Source organism: Microbispora sp. ATCC PTA-5024 (assembly GCF_000511135.2).
GTDB classification, from domain to species: Bacteria; Actinomycetota; Actinomycetes; order Streptosporangiales; family Streptosporangiaceae; genus Microbispora; species Microbispora corallina.
The window spans coordinates 769,479-786,951 of the sequence record NZ_KI866524.1; the positions used below are offsets into that span (position 1 = coordinate 769,479).

Annotated in this window: 14 protein-coding genes and 2 pseudogenes; 2 read left to right on the forward strand and 14 right to left on the reverse strand. The window is 75.3% G+C overall.

Annotated features, from left to right (window positions below):
• The 3 genes and pseudogenes from MPTA5024_RS24060 to MPTA5024_RS24070 form a co-directional block, all read right to left on the reverse strand.
• Positions 1-617: pseudogene (locus MPTA5024_RS24060) on the reverse strand (CpaF family protein); the annotation flags it as partial.
• Complete coding sequence (locus MPTA5024_RS24065) at positions 614-1,399, reverse strand: hypothetical protein (protein ID WP_036328205.1); 786 nt, start codon at positions 1,397-1,399, stop codon at positions 614-616. The pseudogene MPTA5024_RS24060 and the gene MPTA5024_RS24065, both read right to left, overlap by 4 nt.
• Before the next feature lies 1 nt (position 1,400).
• Positions 1,401-2,093: a hypothetical protein gene (locus MPTA5024_RS24070; protein ID WP_036328207.1), complete on the reverse strand. Its 693-nt coding sequence runs from the start codon at positions 2,091-2,093 to the stop codon at positions 1,401-1,403.
• 596 nt (positions 2,094-2,689) lie between these two features.
• On the opposite strand from MPTA5024_RS24070, the gene MPTA5024_RS24075 reads away from it, so the two are divergent.
• Complete coding sequence (locus MPTA5024_RS24075; RefSeq protein WP_036328210.1) at positions 2,690-7,696, forward strand: FtsK/SpoIIIE domain-containing protein; 5,007 nt, start codon at positions 2,690-2,692, stop codon at positions 7,694-7,696.
• Between the two features lie 88 nt (positions 7,697-7,784).
• Here the strand turns inward: MPTA5024_RS24075 and MPTA5024_RS24080 are convergent, their stop codons facing one another.
• On the reverse strand, positions 7,785-8,057 hold the full coding sequence (locus MPTA5024_RS24080; RefSeq protein WP_036328213.1) for a WXG100 family type VII secretion target: 273 nt from the start codon (positions 8,055-8,057) through the stop codon (positions 7,785-7,787).
• A gap of 134 nt (positions 8,058-8,191) precedes the next feature.
• Between MPTA5024_RS24080 and MPTA5024_RS24085 the strand changes: the two genes are divergently transcribed.
• Positions 8,192-8,914 (forward strand): SDR family NAD(P)-dependent oxidoreductase, encoded by a 723-nt coding sequence (locus MPTA5024_RS24085; RefSeq protein WP_084370013.1) that lies wholly within the window; start codon positions 8,192-8,194, stop codon positions 8,912-8,914.
• 48 nt (positions 8,915-8,962) lie between these two features.
• Here MPTA5024_RS24085 and MPTA5024_RS24090 read toward each other — a convergent pair whose 3' ends face one another.
• From MPTA5024_RS24090 to MPTA5024_RS24135, 10 genes and pseudogenes are all read right to left on the reverse strand, one after another.
• Positions 8,963-9,925: a hypothetical protein gene (locus MPTA5024_RS24090; protein WP_036328218.1), complete on the reverse strand. Its 963-nt coding sequence runs from the start codon at positions 9,923-9,925 to the stop codon at positions 8,963-8,965.
• The gene (locus MPTA5024_RS24095; protein ID WP_036328221.1) at positions 9,922-10,584 is read right to left on the reverse strand and encodes a hypothetical protein; all 663 of its coding nucleotides are present in this window, start codon (positions 10,582-10,584) and stop codon (positions 9,922-9,924) included. The genes MPTA5024_RS24090 and MPTA5024_RS24095 overlap by 4 nt, the downstream gene beginning before the upstream one ends.
• 80 nt (positions 10,585-10,664) lie before the next feature.
• A complete protein-coding gene (locus MPTA5024_RS24100; RefSeq protein ID WP_036328223.1) occupies positions 10,665-13,475 on the reverse strand; it encodes a bacterial transcriptional activator domain-containing protein in 2,811 nt (936 codons plus the stop codon).
• 4 nt (positions 13,476-13,479) lie between these two features.
• Entirely contained in the window at positions 13,480-13,917 is a 438-nt protein-coding gene (locus MPTA5024_RS24105) for a TadE/TadG family type IV pilus assembly protein (RefSeq protein WP_036328225.1), read from the reverse strand.
• Complete coding sequence (locus MPTA5024_RS24110) at positions 13,914-14,288, reverse strand: TadE family protein (protein ID WP_036328227.1); 375 nt, start codon at positions 14,286-14,288, stop codon at positions 13,914-13,916. The genes MPTA5024_RS24105 and MPTA5024_RS24110 overlap by 4 nt, the downstream gene beginning before the upstream one ends.
• Before the next feature lie 335 nt (positions 14,289-14,623).
• Positions 14,624-15,070: a TadE/TadG family type IV pilus assembly protein gene (locus tag MPTA5024_RS24115; protein WP_051458588.1), complete on the reverse strand. Its 447-nt coding sequence runs from the start codon at positions 15,068-15,070 to the stop codon at positions 14,624-14,626.
• Positions 15,071-15,082: 12 nt separating this feature from the next.
• Positions 15,083-15,319, reverse strand: coding sequence for a hypothetical protein (locus MPTA5024_RS24120; protein ID WP_036328230.1), 237 nt, complete (start codon positions 15,317-15,319; stop codon positions 15,083-15,085).
• A gap of 16 nt (positions 15,320-15,335) precedes the next feature.
• Positions 15,336-16,256, reverse strand: coding sequence for a type II secretion system F family protein (locus tag MPTA5024_RS24125; RefSeq protein WP_036328232.1), 921 nt, complete (start codon positions 16,254-16,256; stop codon positions 15,336-15,338).
• On the reverse strand, positions 16,253-17,173 hold the full coding sequence (locus tag MPTA5024_RS24130; RefSeq protein WP_157099685.1) for a type II secretion system F family protein: 921 nt from the start codon (positions 17,171-17,173) through the stop codon (positions 16,253-16,255). Before MPTA5024_RS24130 ends, MPTA5024_RS24125 begins: the two co-directional genes overlap by 4 nt.
• Positions 17,170-17,473 (reverse strand): annotated as a pseudogene (locus MPTA5024_RS24135) (CpaF family protein); the annotation flags it as partial. The gene MPTA5024_RS24130 and the pseudogene MPTA5024_RS24135, both read right to left, overlap by 4 nt.

Below are 17,473 nucleotides of genomic sequence, written 5' to 3' on the forward strand. Positions count from 1 at the left end.
AGTTCGGGAGTGAGGGTGCCGTTCCCGATGAGGTCGCTGAGGAAGACCTTGCCGAGGCGGGCGCGGCGGATCGACAGCGCCGGGCGCACGGTGACGTCCATGACCGCCGACAGCCGGGAGCCGTCCGGCAGGCGCAGGTCCAGCTGCGGGTTGGCCGTGTCGAACGGCCGCGACGACAACCCCGAGTACGCCGCGAGGATCTGGATGAGCTCGATCAGCTCCTCGTCCGACTCGGCCACGGGGTCGTGCATGAGCTCCTGGCCGTCCGCGTAGCTGACGAACACCCGGTCGCACCCGTTGACGTCGATGTTCTCGACCTCGGTGTCGTCGAGCAGCGGCTGGAGGCGGCCGACGCCGAACAGGGCGGCGTGGATGCCCGCGGCGAGCGCCTCCTCCTCCTCGGCCGTCGGCGGGGTGCGCCCGACGCCGATCTCGCCCCGGGCGTACTCCTCCAGCACCTGGGCGATCAGCGCGCGGGCGAACTGCCGCTCGTCCTCCCCCGTCATCGGCGGCAGCCCGCTCGCCTGGTCCAGCCGCCGCTGATGGGCCAGCCGGTCGCCGACCTCCTGCCGGAACCGCTTCACCAGCCCGTGGTCCACCGCCCGGCGGCCACTCATGGCCGCACCCCGTTCGACGGCTCCTGGCTTGTGGGCCGCGGGGCCGGCCGGTCGTCGGCGGCCACGTGACCGGCCAGGCGGGCCGCCAGCTCCCGCGCCGTCCGGATGAGCAGGCTGCGGTCGAGCCGCCCGCCCCACTGCCCGCGCAGCAGCTCGGCGCCCTTCGGGTCGTAGGCGAGCCCGCCGACGAACGCGACGTCCCACCCGGAGACGATGCGCCGCACCTCCTCCAGCGAGGCGCGGTACGACCGGGGGTCGGCGATGACGACCACGCCGACCGGGCGCCCGATCAGCGTCAGCCGCTCCCGCAGGTGGGCCACGTGGTCGAGGCTGGCCCGGGTGAACAGGACCACCTGGTCGGCCTCGGCCACCAGGTCGCTGATCTGTGGGTGCAGCCCGAGGCGTCCGCAATCGGCCAGCACGTCGGCGTGCGGGAACGCGGCCAGCGAGCGGCCCAGTGGGCCCCACAGCCAGGTCAGGCCCGCCGCCTGCTCGCCCGTGGTCAGGCCGACGAGCACGTCGAGGCCGCCGACGAGCTTCTGGGTGTGCTCCTGGATCTGGTCGCCGTGCAGGCCACGGCGCGCGACCGCGCCCAGGCTGAGCAGGCCCCTGCCGGTGTTGAGCATGCCGCCGTCGGCGCCGGGGAGCCGGTAGGCCAGGTCGCCGCCGGAGGGGTCGCACTCGGCCAGCAGCACCGGGCGGGGCCAGACGGCGCCGAGGGCGGTCGCCGCGGTGGTGACCCCGGGTGCCCCCTTGTCGGCGGCGAGGACGATGAGCGCCACGTCACTTGGCCCCGGGAAGCTCGATGAGGGCGATCTCCCCGCTGGAGGCGTACAGGGCGACGGTCGGCGCCACCGAGGTGTCGACGACGACCGAGACCAGCCCGCTGCCGCTGCGCTCCGGGGAGCCCACGCTCTCGACCCGGGCGGCGGAGGCGAGCACCCGCTGCTGGGCGGTGGAGGAGCCCCGGCCTGCCGACGGCACGTAGATCACCTGGACCATGTCGCCCTTGATGAGCCCGGAGGGCACCTGCCCCGCCTTGAGCGCGAGCCCGACGATCGCCTTGCCCGGCCCGACCTCGTCGCTGTCGGCGCTGACCATCTGCTCCGTGAGCAGGGTGCCCGGCAGCAGCGTCACGGCGGCGTACGTCTTCACGACCCGGTCGCTGAACCGCCAGGGCACGTAGTCGATGCCCGTGTCGGCGATCTGGACCTCCTGGATCGCGCTCGCCGGGATGAGCTGGCCCGCTCCCACCTGCTCCACGATCCGCACCGCCGACACCCGGTCGCCGCTCCGCATGACCAGCAGCGTGGCGGCCAGCGAGCCGCCCAGGATGAGCAGGACGGCGAGGGCGGCGAGCGCCGGCTTGCGCTCCCTCGGCGGCACGGGCAGCTTGCGGGAGGCGGGCCCGGAAAGACCCGGCCGCTCGCCCGCCGGCGCCCGGCCGTCGTGCGAAGGCTTCTCGCTGATCCTCATGGGTGGGGGACTCCCAAGAATGATCGCGCCCATTGTTTCGGGCCGCACCAATGTGTTTACGGTCTTGCTGTTCGCTCCGAATTCACCACATTATGGGCAGCTTTCGGCGTTCTCCGTGCCGCGAAGCGGCGACCCATGCTTATCCGTTAGGAATACGCCTGTCAACGGCAGTGGATCTATCGCCATTTCTGCACATCGCTATCCCATCGCGTAATTTAGTGATAGTAGCTATTCACTTCCATCACAGCGATCACATCCTTCACAACGGTCCTGACATTGCGGTCCGCGCGGAACCCTCCGGCATCCCCAGCCACAGAGGGCATGCCGGTCCACAACCTCCGGCGGGAGCGGACACCTTTACCGATTACGGAAAACAGCGGAATGCGCGCGGGCGCCTGACTACGGTGTCCCCCCGGAGAACATCGCGGGCGGGAGGCTCGTCCGGCCGCCTACCGGCACGCGTGATCTTCACGTCGCGGCCCTGAGATGAAACGCTTTGCCCGAAGACGTTCTCCACCCCGGGGACTTCACCGAGGTCCTCCGAAGAAAAGCAGCCGGTTCGCGTACGCCGGGAACCGCCGTCTGGGAGCCTGCGCATGCGGATTACGCTCACCGTGGTCGCCGAGCACGGCCGGCGTGACGTGATGGTCGAGGGCGACGAGGCGACGACGGTCGCCGCGCTCGCCGCCGCGCTCGACGGCGCCTCCGGCAGGCCCGCCAACGTCGTACGGCTCCCGCGCGCCCGCGCGCCGTACGACCTCGACCGCGGGCAGTCCCCGCAGCCCGGGACGGGTGCCAAGCTGTGGCTCGACGGACGGCCGCTCGACCCGGACGCCGCGGTCTTCGGCCTGCTGCGCGACGGCGACATCGTGGCCCTGGACGGCCACGTGGCGGCCGCCACGATGATGGAGGAGCCCGACGGGCTGGTCGAGGTACGCGTCGTCGGCGGGCCGGGGGCCGGGGCGGTCCACCGGCTCGGGCTCGGCGCCCACACGCTAGGCTCCGACCCCGCCTGCGCCGTCTCCGTGCCCGACCCCCGGATGCCGCCGGTCGCCGCCGTGATCCGCCTGACCCCCAGCGCGCTGACCGTGGAGCCTGCCGGGCCGGAGGACCGGCCCGCGCCGTCGGGAGGGCCGTTCCGGACAAGAGGCGCCGGGCGCGGCGGCCGGGCGGGGCGCGACGGCATGACCGGCGATGGACCCCGGGACACCGCGGGAGACGGCCGGGCGGGACGGGACGCGACGAGCGGCGGCGGACCCCCGGACGCCCTGGGCGGTTCCCGGAACCCGGCCGGCGACGACGAGACGGCCAGGCTGGACGGCGCGCCGGTGACCGAGGCCGTGCGCTGGCCGGCCGGAGGCGTGCTGGCGTGCGGCGGCTCCGCCTTCTCCGCCGGGCCGGTCGAGCCGCCGGACGCCCATCTGGACGCGCTGCCCGACGGCGGGCTGGCCTACAACCGGCCGCCCCGCCTGCAGCGGCCCGACCGCCGCCGGCGTATCACGGTGCCGACCGAGCCGAGGCGGGCCGAGGGCATCCGGCTGCAGGTGCTCGCGGCGCTGCTCCCCGCGGTCCTCGGCCTGGTCATGGCCGTGGCGTTGCACCTGTGGTACTTCCTGCTGATCGCCTTCATGACCCCGCTGATCATGCTCGGCCAGTGGGCCGGCGACCGCAGGCACGGCAGGAAGAAGCACCGCCGGGCGATCAAGGCGTACCGGGAGCGGCTGGCGGCGTTCGAGGAGGAGGTCGCCCGGGCGGTCGAGGAGGACGAGGCGGCCCGGCGGAGCGGCGCGCCCGACCCTGCCGAGGTGCTGCTCACCGCGACCGGGCCCCGGCGGCGGCTGTGGGAGCGCCGCGTCCACGACCGCGACGCCCTGCGCCTGCGGGTGGGCCTGGCCGACCTGCCGGCCGACCTGGAGTACGAGCCCGAGACCGGCGCGCCGCCGGACGCGCTCCGGCCCGAGCCGCCGTCCTGCCTGAACGTCCCGGTCGCGCTGGTCATGCGGCGGCTCGGCGTCGCGGGCCTGACCGGGCCGCGCCGGGTGGCCCTCGGCTGCGCCCGCTGGCTCGTAGGGCAGGCCGCGGCCCTGCACAGCCCCCGCGACCTGGCGATCGTCGTGCTGTCGGCCCACCCCGACAGCGCCGAGCAGTGGGGCTGGGTGCGCTGGCTGCCCCACTGCGTCCCCGACGCCTCCTCCCGCGGGGGCTCGCTGACGGCCGACTGCGCGGCGCTGGTCGCCGCCGACCCCGAGTCGGCCGCCCGCCGCGTGTCGGAGCTCGCGGCCCTCGTGGCCGAGCGGCTCGACGCCGAGGGGCGGGGCGGGCCGTACGCGGAGGTCCTGCGCGGGACGCGGCTGGGCGGGGGCCCGGCCGGCTGGGAGGACCTCGGCCGCTCGGAGTCCGGTCCGGCGGGCGAGGCGGGCTTCACGGCCTACGACGAGCGGCCGTACGACGTGCTGGTGGTCCTCGACGGCGCCCAGGTGCTGCGCGGCCTGCCCGGGATGCCGCAGGTGCTCAGGCAGGGCCCGCGCGCGGGGGTCTACACGATCGCCCTCGACGCCGACGAGCGGCTGCTCCCCGAGGAGTGCGCGACCGTGGTCTCCTGCGACGCCGCGGGCGCGGTGCGGCTGCACGGCGGCGGCCTCGACCCGCTCGACGGGATCCGGGCCGACCAGGTCTCGGCGTCGTGGGCCGACCGCCTGGCCCGGGCGCTCGCCCCGCTCCGCGACGTGAGCAGGGACGACCCGGCCTCGGCGCTGCCCGACTCGGTCCGGCTGCTCGACCTCCTGGGGGCCGGGCCGGTCCCCAGCCCGTCGGAGCTGGCCGAGCGGTGGGGCAGGTCCACCCGGGCCGTCATCGGGGTCGGCCCGGAGGGCCCGTTCGAGGTGGACCTCGGCAGGGACGGCCCGCACGCCCTGGTCGCGGGCACCACCGGCGCGGGCAAGTCGGAGCTGCTCCAGACGCTCATCTGCTCGCTGGCCGTGGCCAACCGGCCTGACGAGATGACGTTCGTGCTCATCGACTACAAGGGCGGGGCCGCCTTCAAGGAGTGCGTACGGCTCCCGCACACGGTCGGCATGGTGAGCGACCTCGACGGCCACCTCACGCAGCGGGCCCTGTCGTCCCTGGCCGCGGAGATCAGGCGCAGGGAGCGGCTGCTGCTGCGGGCGGGGGCCAAGGACGTCGAGGAGTACCAGCGGCTACGGGCCCGGGGCGCCACCTGGGTGCTGGGCTCGGGGGGCGTCCGGCAGGGGCGCGGGCACGGGATCTTCGGCGCCCCGGTGCCGGAGGAGGCGGCCGAGCCGGGCGAGGCCCACCCGCCGCTGCCCCGGCTCGTGCTGATCATCGACGAGTTCGCGGCGCTCGTGGCCGAGCTCCCCGAGTTCGTCGACGGCCTGGTGGACGTCGCCCGGCGCGGCCGGTCGCTCGGCATCCACCTGATCCTCGCCACGCAGCGGCCCGGCGGCGTGGTCACGGCCGACATCCAGGCCAACACCTCGCTGCGGATCGCCCTTCGGGTGACCGACGCCCGCGAGTCGTCCGACGTGATCGACGGGCCCGACGCGGCTCACATCTCCCGCTCGACGCCCGGCCGCTGCTACGTCCGGGCCGGGTCCGGGCATCCGGTCGCCGTCCAGGCCGCGAGGATCGGCGGCCGCGCCCCCGGCCGCGGCGCGGACGGGCGGCCCCGGGCCGGCGAGGAGCTGCGCGTGGTCGACCTGCCCTGGGCGTCCCTTGGCCATCCCCTCGCCCCGCCGCCCGCGCCCGCCTCCGCCGACACCGACCTCGCGCTGCTGGTCGAGGCGCTCAGGGAGGCCGGACGCGGCGTGCCCCGCCAGCCCAGCCCCTGGCTGCCGCCCCTGCCCGACCGGGTGGTCCTGTCCCCAGCCCCGCCCGCTCCGGCGCGAACCCGGCCCCGGTACGGCGAGCACGACGGCGCCGGGGACGGCCGGCTGCTGGAGGCCGCCCGGCCGTACCGTCCCGGAGCCGAGGAGGTGCCGGCCCTGCCGTACGGGCTGGCGGACCTGCCGTGGGAGCAGGACAGACGGCCGCTCTCCCTCGACCCGCGCCACGGCGGCCACCTGCTGGTCGCGGGCGCGGCGCGCAGCGGCAGGTCGACGGCGCTGCGCACGATCGCGGGCTCGATCGCGGCCGGGGCCTCGCCCGAGGACGTGCACATCCACGCCGTCGACTGCGGCTCGGGGGCGCTGCTGCCGCTCGTCGGCCTCCCGCACTGCGGCGCCGTGGTCACCCGCGACCAGCTCGACCGGGTGGAGCGGCTGCTGACGCGGCTGCGGGCCGAGGTCGGGCGCCGCCAGCACCTGCTCGCCGAGGCCGGGTACGCCTCGCTGGCCGAGGCCAGGGCCGCGGCCAGGTCGCGGCGGCCGGCCGGCTCCGCGCAGGGCGTGGGGCGGCTGCCGTGGCTGGTGCTGATGGTCGACCGGTGGGAGGGGTACGTCGCGGCGTTCGAGAACTACGACTACGGGCGGCTGGTCGACGCCCTGCTCCAGCTGCTGCGGGAGGGACCGGCCGTCGGGCTGCGCGCGGTGGTGACGTCGGACAGGTCGGGCCTGCTCGGGCAGATCTCGACCGTCTTCGACGACCGGCTGGTGCTGCGGCTGGCCGACCCCGCCGACTACGGCCTGGCCGGGTTCCCGGCGCGGAGCCTGCCGGCCGCCATGCCCCCGGGTAGGGCCCTGTCGGCCGGGGAGCACGGCCTGGTGGAGAGCCAGATCGCGCTGCTGGGCGACGACCCGTCCGGGCCGGCCCAGGTGGCCGCCCTGCAGGAGCTCGGCCGCTCGGCCGCGGCGCGGTTCGGCGGCGAGCCGGGCCGGCCCGGGCCGTGGGTGTGGCCGTCGGAGCCGCCGCTGCGGGTCGACGCACTGCCCCCGCGGATCACCGCCGGGCAGGCGCTGGAGCTCGCGCCGTCGTTCGAGCCGCCGTCGCCGCTGTGGGCGCTGCTCGGCGCGGGCGGCGACGCCCTCGCGCCCCTCGGGATCGACCTGCTCGGCCAGGGCCCGGCCGCCGTGGTCGCCGGGCCGCCCCGGTCGGGCCGCTCGTCGTGCCTGCTCACGGCGGCCCGCTCGCTGCTCCAGAGGGGGACGCCGGTGCTCGTCGTCACCCCGCGGCGCAGCCCGCTCCGGGAGCTCGCGGGCGCGCCGGGCGTGCTCGCCGTGCTGGACGGCAACGCGCGGAGCGTGACCGGCGGCGGGACGGACGACTTCGGCGGGCTGCCGGGCGCGCACGACCCGCTGGCGCTGGTCGCCGGGCGGGACAGGTACGTCGCGATCGTCGACGACGCCGAGCTGATCTCACCCGACTCGGCGCTCGGCCTCGCCCTCGACGAGATCCTGCGCGGCGGCCGGGACGGGGAGCACGGGATGCTGCTTGCCGGGACCACCGGCGACCTCGCGACGGCCTACCGGGGCTTCACGGCCGAGGCGCGCAAGGCGCGGACCGGGCTGCTGCTGTCCGTCCAGAGCCCGGCAGACGGCGACCTGTTCACCGTACGGCTGCCGCGCGGCGCGGTGGGCGGCCCTCCGGGGCGCGGGCTGCTCGTGATCTCCGGGACCGTGACGCCCGTCCAGGCCGCCGTACCCGCCTGATCGCGGGGAGCCGGCCGGGAACGACGCGAGGCCGTCCTGACGCGGGGGACGGCCTCGGCGGGACGGCCCTGGGACGGGCCGGCGTGGGTCAGCGGGTGGCGGACTCGATGTTGCCGCGGTATGTGGTGATGACCCGGGAGGCCTCGTTGAGCTCTTCGGACATGCGCTGGAACGCCGCGCGGTAGCTCTGCCAGGCGTCGTGGAAGCGCTGCGCGCCGGGGCCGGTCCAGGCGGTGCCGACCTTGGCCGCCTCACGGTCGAGGTTGGCCATCGTGGCGCGAACCTGGTCCGCCTGCTGGCTGAACTGCGCGGCCATGCTCTGCATCTCCGCGGGGTCGCCGCCGAGCAAGCTGTTACTCATCCAGTCACTCCTTCATCGACAGAGGGGCCGCCCTCACGGTAAATCTCCAGTCAATCTTGTGAAGTCGTTATGCCGAGCGGCTATGACCGGCCGGGTCGGGTATTCGTAGATATCCGGCAAGGAGGATGAAGATCATGCGTGAAGTAGTGGTGACGGGCGGCGCGACGGGGATCGGCTACGCGATCGCGCGGGAGTTCACGCAGACGGGCCACCGGGTGACGATCACCGGCCGGCGCGAGCACGTGCTCAAGGACGCGGCCCAGCGGCTGGGCGCGCGGTATGTCGCGTTCGACGCGGCCGACCCGGTGGCGGTGGAGGGGGCGCTCCCCCTGCTTCCCGAGACCGTGCACGTGCTCGTCAACAACGCGGGGGGAAACACCGACCTCGACCGGGAGGCGGCCGGCGACCTCGCCTCGGTGGCGGAGGCGTGGCGGGCCAACCTGGAGGCGAACCTGCTGTCCGCCGTCCTGGTGACCACGGCGCTGCTGCCGCGCCTCGGCGACCGCGCCCGGATCGTCAACCTGGGCTCGATCGCCGCGCGCGGCACGGGCTCCGGGTCGTACGGCGCGGCCAAGGCCGCCCTCGAGTCGTGGACCGCCGACCTGGCCGCCGAGGTCGGGCGGAGGAGGGACGCCACCGCCAACCTGGTCGCGCCCGGCCTGGTCGTCGACACCGAGTTCTTCCGGGGACGGCTCGACGACGAGGGCGTGCGCCGCCGGGTCGAGGCCACCAGGAACGGCCGGGCGGGCACGCCGCAGGACATCGCCTCCACGGTCGCCTTCCTGGCATCGCCGGCCGCCGGCCACATCACCGGCCAGGTGATCCACGTGAACGGCGGCGCCCACCTGGGCCGCTGACCGGCCCGGCCGCTCCACGCTCCCGGTGCCGGGAGCGTGGAGCGGCGCTCACTTCGTGACGGTGGACTGGATCTCGTCGACGACGACGGTCTGGGAGGTGGACATGAGCGCCGGGTCGGGCGCGAGGTTCACGCCCCCGACGTTCGTTGCGATGTCCCAGACCTGCGTCACCGTGATCCGGTACGGCCCGCCGATGGAGGCGTGGCTGAAGCGCACGGTGCACCCGGCGTCGGGGTTGGCGCCCTGGCTGAAGCGCGGGCACGTGGCCCGGCCGTCCCGCACCTGGGCGCCGGGGTCGCTGACCGAGATGTCCACCCGGACCGGCGTCGCCGTGATCGTGGCCGACAGGTTCGTCCCCTCGACGTACGCGGTGACGTCGAGCTGCTGGACGCGCGGCGTGCTCACCCATGTGGGCAGGCCGACGTAGCTGCGGTTCACGCCGTTCCTGGCCGGCGGGTTCAGCCGGAAGCGCGGTTTGGGCAGCGTGAGGTTGGCCCGGGCGATGAGGGCGAGGTCCATCGGGTCGATGATCTTGTCGCCCAGGGCGGCCGGCGGCTGCGCGCCGACGTAGATCCAGAAGGGGTCGGTGCTGACGTAGCAGTTCCAGCCGGCGTCGGTGCCGTCGTCGGTGAGGAACCAGAAGATCTTGCCGGGCTCGCCCTCGTGCTCCCTGATCTTGGCGAGCGTCTCCTTCTGCCAGGCGGACGCGCCGGCCTGGTCCTCGGGGCCCTGGTGGTGCCATGCGAAGTAGACCCGCTGCACCCAGTCGAACATCTCGTCGTAGGTGTACTGCGGCTGGTACCAGCAGTGCGGCGGGTCGTAGTCGACCTGCACACTGGGTTTGCCCCGGTAGCCCGAGCCCTTGATGTGCACGAGCGACTTCACGTACGCGTAGTAGCTGCCGTTCCCGTCGCCGCCTCCCCCGCCGCCGGGGTCGGCGTGCGCCGGAGCCGCGGCGACGAGCGTCGCGAGGACGGCGGCCGCCACCGCGAGGAACCTTCGTATCGTCATCGGCACTCCCTGCCCGCGGGGCTCGTGACGGGGACGGACTGGTAGGCGCGGACCCGCCAGCCGCCCGCCTGCCCCGGGGCCATCATGATCCGGATCTTGTACCGCGATGTGTCGTGCTGCCCGAACGTCCAGCTCACCCGTCCGGTCGTGAGGTTCTTGGTGCCCGCGCGGGTCTCGTCTCCGCAGCCCGCCAGCGTGACTCCGCCGGCGTCCGCCGCGACCACCCGCACGTCGTGCGCGCGGACCACGCCGACCGGCCGGACGCCCTCGGCCCTCCATTCGCCCACCACCCGGGCGAACAGGCCGGTCCCGTAGTCCTCGGTGCCGGGGACGATGTACTGGAGGTAGCGCTCGTCGCGCCCCGCGGTGGTCACGGCGTACCACCACGCCCGCCAGAACTCCCCGAACGTCCGCACGGCCCCCGCCGCCTTCGCCGGCGCGCCCGACGTCGCCACGACGACCCTGAAGTCACGCGGGAACGGGAAGGACGGCCGCCCCGTACGTGCGGGCGCCGGGGTCGCCGGGCCTGGGGTGCTCCCGCCCGTCGCACCGGTCGGGGCGGGCACGGCCGAGACGGTCGCTCCGGCGGGCGGCGGCCGGTAGCCCTGGGACGGCCCGGGGGCGCACCCCGCCGCCAGCACCGTCATGAGCACGGCCACCGGCGCCGCCGTCCCGCGGCCCGGCGGACACCGGCGGACGCCACGGGCGGGAGGCGGGTGGGGGGTCACGGCGGGAGCTCCTATCCGGCGGCCCGGACGGGGGCGGGCAGGAGCTCCTCGATGAGCGCCTCGGTCTCGGGCACCAGCCGGCCCTGGTACGGGGAGGAGGCGGCCCGGCGGCGCAGGGTGGTGACCCAGTTCTGCAGGGTCGCCCCGTCACCGGTCGCATGGGCCGCCCGCAGCAGCTCCCGCCACAGGCCCTCGTCCTCCTCCGACAGGCGCAGCCCGGCCTGCGCGGCCGTCATGGCGCCCCAGGCGTCGCCCGCCTCCAGGCGCAGGCGCGACAGCCGGCGGGCGGCGTCCGACACCCGGGCCGAGGCCTCGTAGACCAGGCCGTCGCCCGCCAGCCACAGGTAGCGGCCGGGCGGCCGGCCGTTCAGGAGCGGGCCGCGCACCAGGTCGAGCGCCCGGGTCAGGTGCTCGGCCTCCCGCGCCGGCTCCGTCTTGGCCAGCCGCATCAGCTCGCGGAACGCCAGCCAGTCGACCCGCACCTCGGGGCCGAGGTGGAGCCGCCCGTCCTCGTCCGCGTACAGGTTGGGCCGCCCGCCGCTGTCGGCGCCCAGCCACTGCCGCGTCCGCTCGACCGCCGCGTCGCGCACCGACGCCTCGACGCCGCGCGGCCACAGCGCCCCGGCCAGCACCCGCGGGTGGACGCCACCTGGGTGGGTGGCCAGGTACGCCACCAGCTCGGCGCACAGCGCCAGCCGCTCCTCCTCCAGCGGCCGGGGCGCGAGCACCTCCACGGACCCGAGCACCCGCACCTCCACGGCCGGGCGGAAACCCGGGTGGAGCTGCGCCGCCGCCGGCCCGGACGGCTCCGGGTCGTCCATGACCACCTCGTCCCGCCCGGCGCTGCGGAACAGCTCGATCACCTGCGCGTACTGCTGCTCCGGAAGGAGCTGGCCGCGCACCTCCAGCCCGAGCGCCCGCACCTCGGCCCGGCCGTCGGGCGACAGCTCCCACGCCCACGACGAGCCGGGGACGTCGTCGCCCGCCACCAGGTAGCCGGACGACAGCCGCGTCCCCGTCCTGGCGAGGTCGGCCAGCCGCGCCGCCTCATCGGGGGCCGGCGGCGTCGCGCTCAGCAGGTAGACGGGCATCCACGCCTCGCCGTACACCCCCCGGCAGCGGCCGGTCAGCACCGAGTCGAGGCCGGACGCCGCCAGCGCCCGGCGCACGTCGTCGGTGCGCGCCTCCAGCTCCGGCAGGGCCTCGGCCAGCGTGGGGAAGACGCTGATCCGGTCGGGCGCGATCAGCGACAGCTCCGCGCCGAACCCGACGAGGACCAGGCGCATGTGGTCCGACCAGCGGTTGGTCGCGAGCTCCACCGCCAGGGCGGCCAGCGCCGCGGCCACCACGTGCGGACGGCCGCGCAGGTTGATCAGGCCGTGCGCCGCCTCCAGGTCCACCAGCACGCGCCCCGCCTCGCTCGTGCCGAGCGACACCAGCCCCGGGTACGGCGCCAGCACGTCGGGCAGGTCGGGCAGCCGGTGCCCGTCGGCCGCCGTGAGCCGCCAGATCCGGCCGCCGTCGACCGCCGCCCAGGGCGCCGGGGCGTCCCGGTCGGCCGGGTGGATCCACAGGTCGAGATGGGTCCGCGCGAGGAACGCCGCGAACACCGTCGGCGGCGTACGGCCCTGCGCCGCGAGCGCCTGGCTGAGGTGGCGCAGCCCGACGTCCAGCAGCCGTGACCCGTGCAGGTCGGCCCCCAGGAGCAGGGCCATCTCGGCCAGGGCCGCGTCGCCCTCGGGATGCGGCAGCCGCCGCCCGAACGCCCGGTTCCACAGCTGCGTCCGCCTGCGGCTGCCGAGAGCCGCCAGCAGCCCCGCCGCGGCGAGCGAGGCCGCCGCCAGGAAGTCCGGCCAGGCGGCCGCGATGTCCGCCACCGGCGACTCCGGCGCCTGCCGGTGTCCGCGCTGCACGTCCCGCACGTGCTCGCGGATGTCCTGCGTCATCTCCGGGTCGGCCGGACGGCCCGCCTGCTCGTCGTGGCCGCCGTCCGGAGTGGTCGCCCGGCCGCCGTCCACCTGGTCGTAGTGGGTGCGCCCGTCCAGCTCGGACGGCTTGCCCGGGTGGTCGTGCAGCGTGGCCGGCCGGTCCTCGTCGATCGGCACGACGTGCACGTTGACCGCGTCGTCCGGCATGTCGAGCACCCAGCCCGGGCGGATCAGGTCCGCCATCTTCAGGCGGCTGCCGTCCGGCTGCTCCCGGTGCTCGTTGAGGTGGTAGATCTCCCGGTAGCGCCGGCCCTCGCCGAGGCACTTCTCCGCGATCTCCCACAGGCTCTCGTGGTGGCGCCCCTCCGGCGGCTGGACGACGTACACCTTCTTCGTCTTCTTGACCGGCGCGAGCACCTCCTTCTCCGGCGCGGGCGCCTTCTCCCGCACGTCCGACACCGTGTGCTGCGGCGCCTGCGGCGCGGCCAGCGTGCTCACGACCGGCGCCACCACCGCCGTCGCCGTGAACAGCAGCAGCGCCGCCGTCACCAGCCGGTGCGCGAGCGCCTGCGGCCCCCGCGCGAACGGCACCCGCGCCGGCACCCCCACCCTGCGGATCCCCGCCCACAGCTCGACCAGCACGCACGCCACCAGCTGCAGCCACGCCAGCCAGACGAGGATCGACAGCATGTCGAGGACCGTGCTGAGCCCCACCTCCTCGGTGAGCATGCTCAGCGAGAACCCGCCGTCCGGGATCGGCGACCCCAGGAACCGCGCCAGCGCGTACGGCACGCCCGCCAGCAACCCCGCGAGCGCCAGGATGGCCAGCACCCCGAACGCGACGTCCGACGCCGTGCGCTGCGCCCTGATGTGCACGGCCTGCCGCGGTGACATGCGGTCAGCCTCCCTGTCCCGTGTCCGGCCCGGCCGTCGCCTCCGCGTCCCGGGTGCCCCCCTGCACGCCGAACACAGCCAGGAAGTACGCCTGCCAGGGCAGCCTGACCCCCACCGTCACGTGCTGGTCGTCCGGCACCCGGCAGCTCAGCAGGACGACGTCCGCGTCCCCGTGCGCCGCCACGATCGCCCGCGCGGCCGCGCAGGCCGTCCCCGCGTCCGAGATCCGCACGACGCCTGTGCTCAGCAGATAGTCCTCGTCGATCGTGTCCGCCCCCGCCCGCGCCGCCTGCTCCGCGATGTCGGCCGCCCGCAGGTAGGCGTTCATCATCGACGACAGATCGACCAGGATCCCCGCCAGGCCCAAGCCCAGGAACGCGAACCCGACCATGAACACCGACAGCGAGCCGCGCTCCCCGCGCGTCCTCCCCCGGGCCCTCATCCGATCCTCCGGAACCGCTCCAGCGGCACGACCGACGTGCTGCTCATGTGCAGGGTCGGCGCGAACCCGAAACCGCTCACCGACCCCAGGTCGACGTCGCAGCCCACCTCGACCCGCACGTTCCCGCCCTGCTCCCAGTCGCTGCCGCCGAGACTCACACTCGGGCCGCCCCGGCAGTCGAGCCCCGCCCGCGCCGCCCGCGCCGCCGCCTGCTGCGCCGAACCGAAGTCCCGCTGCACCGACGCCGCCCGCGCCGCGTCCCGCGCCGCGCCGTCCACCTCGCCCTTCGCCTCCACAATCCGGCCCGCCCCCACGATGAACAGCAGGAACAGCAGGATGACCGGCGCCAGCAGCACCGCCTCCACAGCCATTGAGCCCTGTTCATGGCCGCGTGGTGTTTGACTGCGCTCGCTCCGCTCGCGCGGGCTCGGGGCGCCCTGTTCATGACCGCGCCTCCGGCGCGGCGGGCTCGGGGCGCCCTGTTCATGGCCGCGCCTCCGGCGCGGCGGGCTCGGGGCGCCCTGTTCATGACCGCGCCTCCGGCACGGCGGGCTCGGGGCGCCCTTCTTGACCGCGTCTTCCCTCGTCGCGCTCTGGTCGCTGCGCTCCCGCGCGCTCCTCAGTCCAGACACGGCCGCGCCCCTCGCACAGGGGTCGGGCGCCGTAGGGACCGAGGTAGCGGCTGCGGCCTTCGGGTGGGGGGCGGTCACTGGCAGTCTCCGGTGCCGTCGTCGGGACGGAAGCACTCGATGGGGCCGCCGGAGCGGGCGTTGATCGTGAAGGTCATGCCGGGCAGCAGCGGGACGGCCGCGGCGACGTCGCCGGTAACGGTGACGCCCCGCTGGTCGCCCTCCTGCCAGGCGCGCACGGTCGGGTTCTCCAGCACCTTCTTCCCGATCAGCGCGACCCGCGCCCGCGCCTGCGCCTCGGCCGCCCGCTGCCAGTCGCCGGCGTTCGCGCCCACGCCGGCCGCCCGGGCCACCCGCGCGCCCGCCCGCGCCGCGCCGTCGGCGATCTGGCGCGCGTGGAACACCAGCGCGAGCTGCACGATCAGCAGCATGACGACGAGCACGACCGGCATGATGATGGCGAGCTCCACCGTGGACGCGCCCCTGTCAGGGGCCGCCCCGCGCCGGCTCGCCGTCACCCTCACCGATCGCTCCCGTCAGTTCTTCCCGGTGCCGCCACCGCCGCCGAAGTTGCTGGAGATCTCGGCCGACTTGCTGCTGACGAGGTTCTGGATGAGCGTCGCCAGCGTGAGCGCCACCCCGGCGATGATGGCGGTGATGATGACCCACTCGACGGCGGAGGCGCCCCGGGACGGCGCCGTGCGGGCGCGCCCCACCCGGTCGGCCAGCAGCGCGCGGAGGTAGACGACGGCGGGATATTCGAACGGATTCATCGGCGTGATCCCCTTTTCATGAACCCAGCATTTTCATGGCGGCGGGAAAGCTCAGGAACACCAGGAAGCCGGCGCACAGCAGCAACTGCGCGACGAGCATCGACTGCGAACGCTCGCCTGCCTGGCCCTCGACCTCGGCGAGCTCCCGGCGGCGCATCGTCTCCGCCCGGGCCGCCAGCGACTGCCGCACCTTGGCGCCGTCCTCGGCGACCAGGCCGAGGGCCGACGACAGATCGCGCAGCTCGTCGAGGTTGACCTCCTCGCCGAGCTGGCCGAGGGCCTGCCACGGCGTGATGCCGACGATGCGGGCGTTCGCCAGGGCGTCCCTGATCCGCACCATCGCCCAGCCCTCGCCGAGCGAGGACGCCATCATGAGCGCCTCGGGGACGCCGCGCCCGCCCGCGAGGTTCATCGCGACGAGGTCGAGGAACGCCCCGACCGCGTGGCGGAAGTCCCGCCGCCTCGCGGCCGCGTCGCGCTTCACCTGCAGGTCCGGGAGCATGAAGAACACCCCCGCGACCAGCAGCGCCGACCACAGCGGCACGGTGAGGCTGACGCTCCACCCCATCAGCGACATCCACGCGGCGAGGATGGGCGCGGCGAGCAGGCCGCAGGCGCCCAGCAGGCACTTGGTCGCGAGGAAACCCTCGAACGACCGCGCCAGCAGCGCGAGGTCGGCCCGGGTCGACCGCAGCTCCCAGCCGCGGGCGGCGTAGAACCGCTGGGCCGACTCGCCGACCCGCTGCCGCAGCGGGCTCACGTGCTCGTCCGTCGTCACCAGGCTCACCCGGGACACGCCGTTCCCCTGCCGTACGGCGTCCATCGCCGACAGCCGGGCGGCGATGCCGGGACGGGCCGGGAACAGCGCGCGGACCAGCGCGAACAGGCCGAGGCCCATCAGCGCGCCCGCGAACAGGGCCGTCGAGACGCTCGTCATCGCGCGGGGACCTCCTGCTGGGCGTGGGCGCCGAACGAGTCAGGCACCGCCGCGGCCGGCACGGCGGTCCGGGCGAGCAGCCGCTCGGGCTTGTCGAACCGGGCCAGGCGGCGCATCCAGGCGAAGCCGGCGCCGAACAGCACCGCCACGACCAGCAGCACGAGCTGGCCGAGCAGGCCCTGGTACTCGGCGACGTACGACGGGTTGAAGACGATCAGGATGGCGGCGAACCCGAGCGAGGCGCCCACGACGATCTGGACGCTGCGCCGGGTGGACCTGCGCTCGGCCTCGACCTTGCGGCGCACGTCGAGCTCCTCCCGGGCGGAGCCGGCGAGCGCGCCGAGCACCTCCCGCAGGCCCGGGCCGCGCAGCTTCGCGTTGAGGATGAGCGCCGCGATCACCAGGTCGGCCGAGGGGTCGGCGATGTCGTCGGCGAAGCGCTGCAGCGCGTCCGGCATCGCCATGCGCGTGTGCAGCCGGTCGACCAGCGCCCGAAGGTGGGGCTGGAGGACCGGCGCGGCCGCCCGTACGGACGCGGGGATGGCCTGCTCCAGGCCCGCCGCCCCGGCGATGGTGTCGCGCAGGGACTCGGTCCAGGCGGCGAGAGCCTCCAGGTTGTGCATAGCCCGGCGCTCCTCCGCGGCGCCGCCGGCCAGGCCGTGCCATCCGACCACCAGCAGTCCGGAGCCGATCGCGATGACCGGCCAGCGGGTCACGGCCAGCACGACGGCCGCCACCACCGCGGCCAGGCCGAGCCGGGCCGACAGCCGCCGCAGCCGCTGCCTGCGCTCCTCCGTGCGGCCCGGGGCGGCGGGCCGCGGCTCGACGCCGCGGGCGAACGCGCCGAGCAGGAACAGCCCTCCCCCGGCGGCCGCGCCGCCGACCAGGGCCAGCCCCACCAACGCGACGCCGTTCATGCCCACGCTCCGTAGCTCGGGTCGTAGCCGTAGTGGGCCAGCTCCGCCGCGCACGAGACGGGCGCGTGGGGGACGGCGGCGCCGTCCGGCCCGGGGGCGAACACCTCGGACGACAGCACACGGCCGTCGACGCCGGTCACCTCCCGGATGCTGGCGACGTACCGGCGCAGCCGCCCGCCCCTGCCGTAGTCGTTGCGTTTCTCGATGAACACGACGAAGTCGATGGCCCCGGCGATCAGCATGTGCGTCGCCTCGATCGGCAGCCGCTCCTCCGCCTGCAGCGCATACGTCGCGATCCGG

What these genes read in the sequence shown, in the direction of transcription:
- MPTA5024_RS24070 (WP_036328207.1), bottom strand. Translation starts at nt 2,093, where the DNA reads ATGAGGATCAGCGAGAAGCCTTCGCACGACGGCCGGGCGCCGGCGGGC.
- MPTA5024_RS24105 (WP_036328225.1), bottom strand. Translation starts at nt 13,917, where the DNA reads ATGAGGGCCCGGGGGAGGACGCGCGGGGAGCGCGGCTCGCTGTCGGTG.
- MPTA5024_RS24090 (WP_036328218.1), bottom strand. Translation starts at nt 9,925, where the DNA reads ATGACGATACGAAGGTTCCTCGCGGTGGCGGCCGCCGTCCTCGCGACG.
- MPTA5024_RS24120 (WP_036328230.1), bottom strand. Translation starts at nt 15,319, where the DNA reads ATGAATCCGTTCGAATATCCCGCCGTCGTCTACCTCCGCGCGCTGCTG.
- MPTA5024_RS24075 (WP_036328210.1), top strand. Translation starts at nt 2,690, where the DNA reads ATGCGGATTACGCTCACCGTGGTCGCCGAGCACGGCCGGCGTGACGTG.
- MPTA5024_RS24125 (WP_036328232.1), bottom strand. Translation starts at nt 16,256, where the DNA reads ATGACGAGCGTCTCGACGGCCCTGTTCGCGGGCGCGCTGATGGGCCTC.
- MPTA5024_RS24080 (WP_036328213.1), bottom strand. Translation starts at nt 8,057, where the DNA reads ATGAGTAACAGCTTGCTCGGCGGCGACCCCGCGGAGATGCAGAGCATG.
- MPTA5024_RS24085 (WP_084370013.1), top strand. Translation starts at nt 8,192, where the DNA reads ATGCGTGAAGTAGTGGTGACGGGCGGCGCGACGGGGATCGGCTACGCG.
- MPTA5024_RS24130 (WP_157099685.1), bottom strand. Translation starts at nt 17,173, where the DNA reads ATGAACGGCGTCGCGTTGGTGGGGCTGGCCCTGGTCGGCGGCGCGGCC.
- MPTA5024_RS24100 (WP_036328223.1), bottom strand. Translation starts at nt 13,475, where the DNA reads ATGTCACCGCGGCAGGCCGTGCACATCAGGGCGCAGCGCACGGCGTCG.
- MPTA5024_RS24110 (WP_036328227.1), bottom strand. Translation starts at nt 14,288, where the DNA reads ATGGCTGTGGAGGCGGTGCTGCTGGCGCCGGTCATCCTGCTGTTCCTG.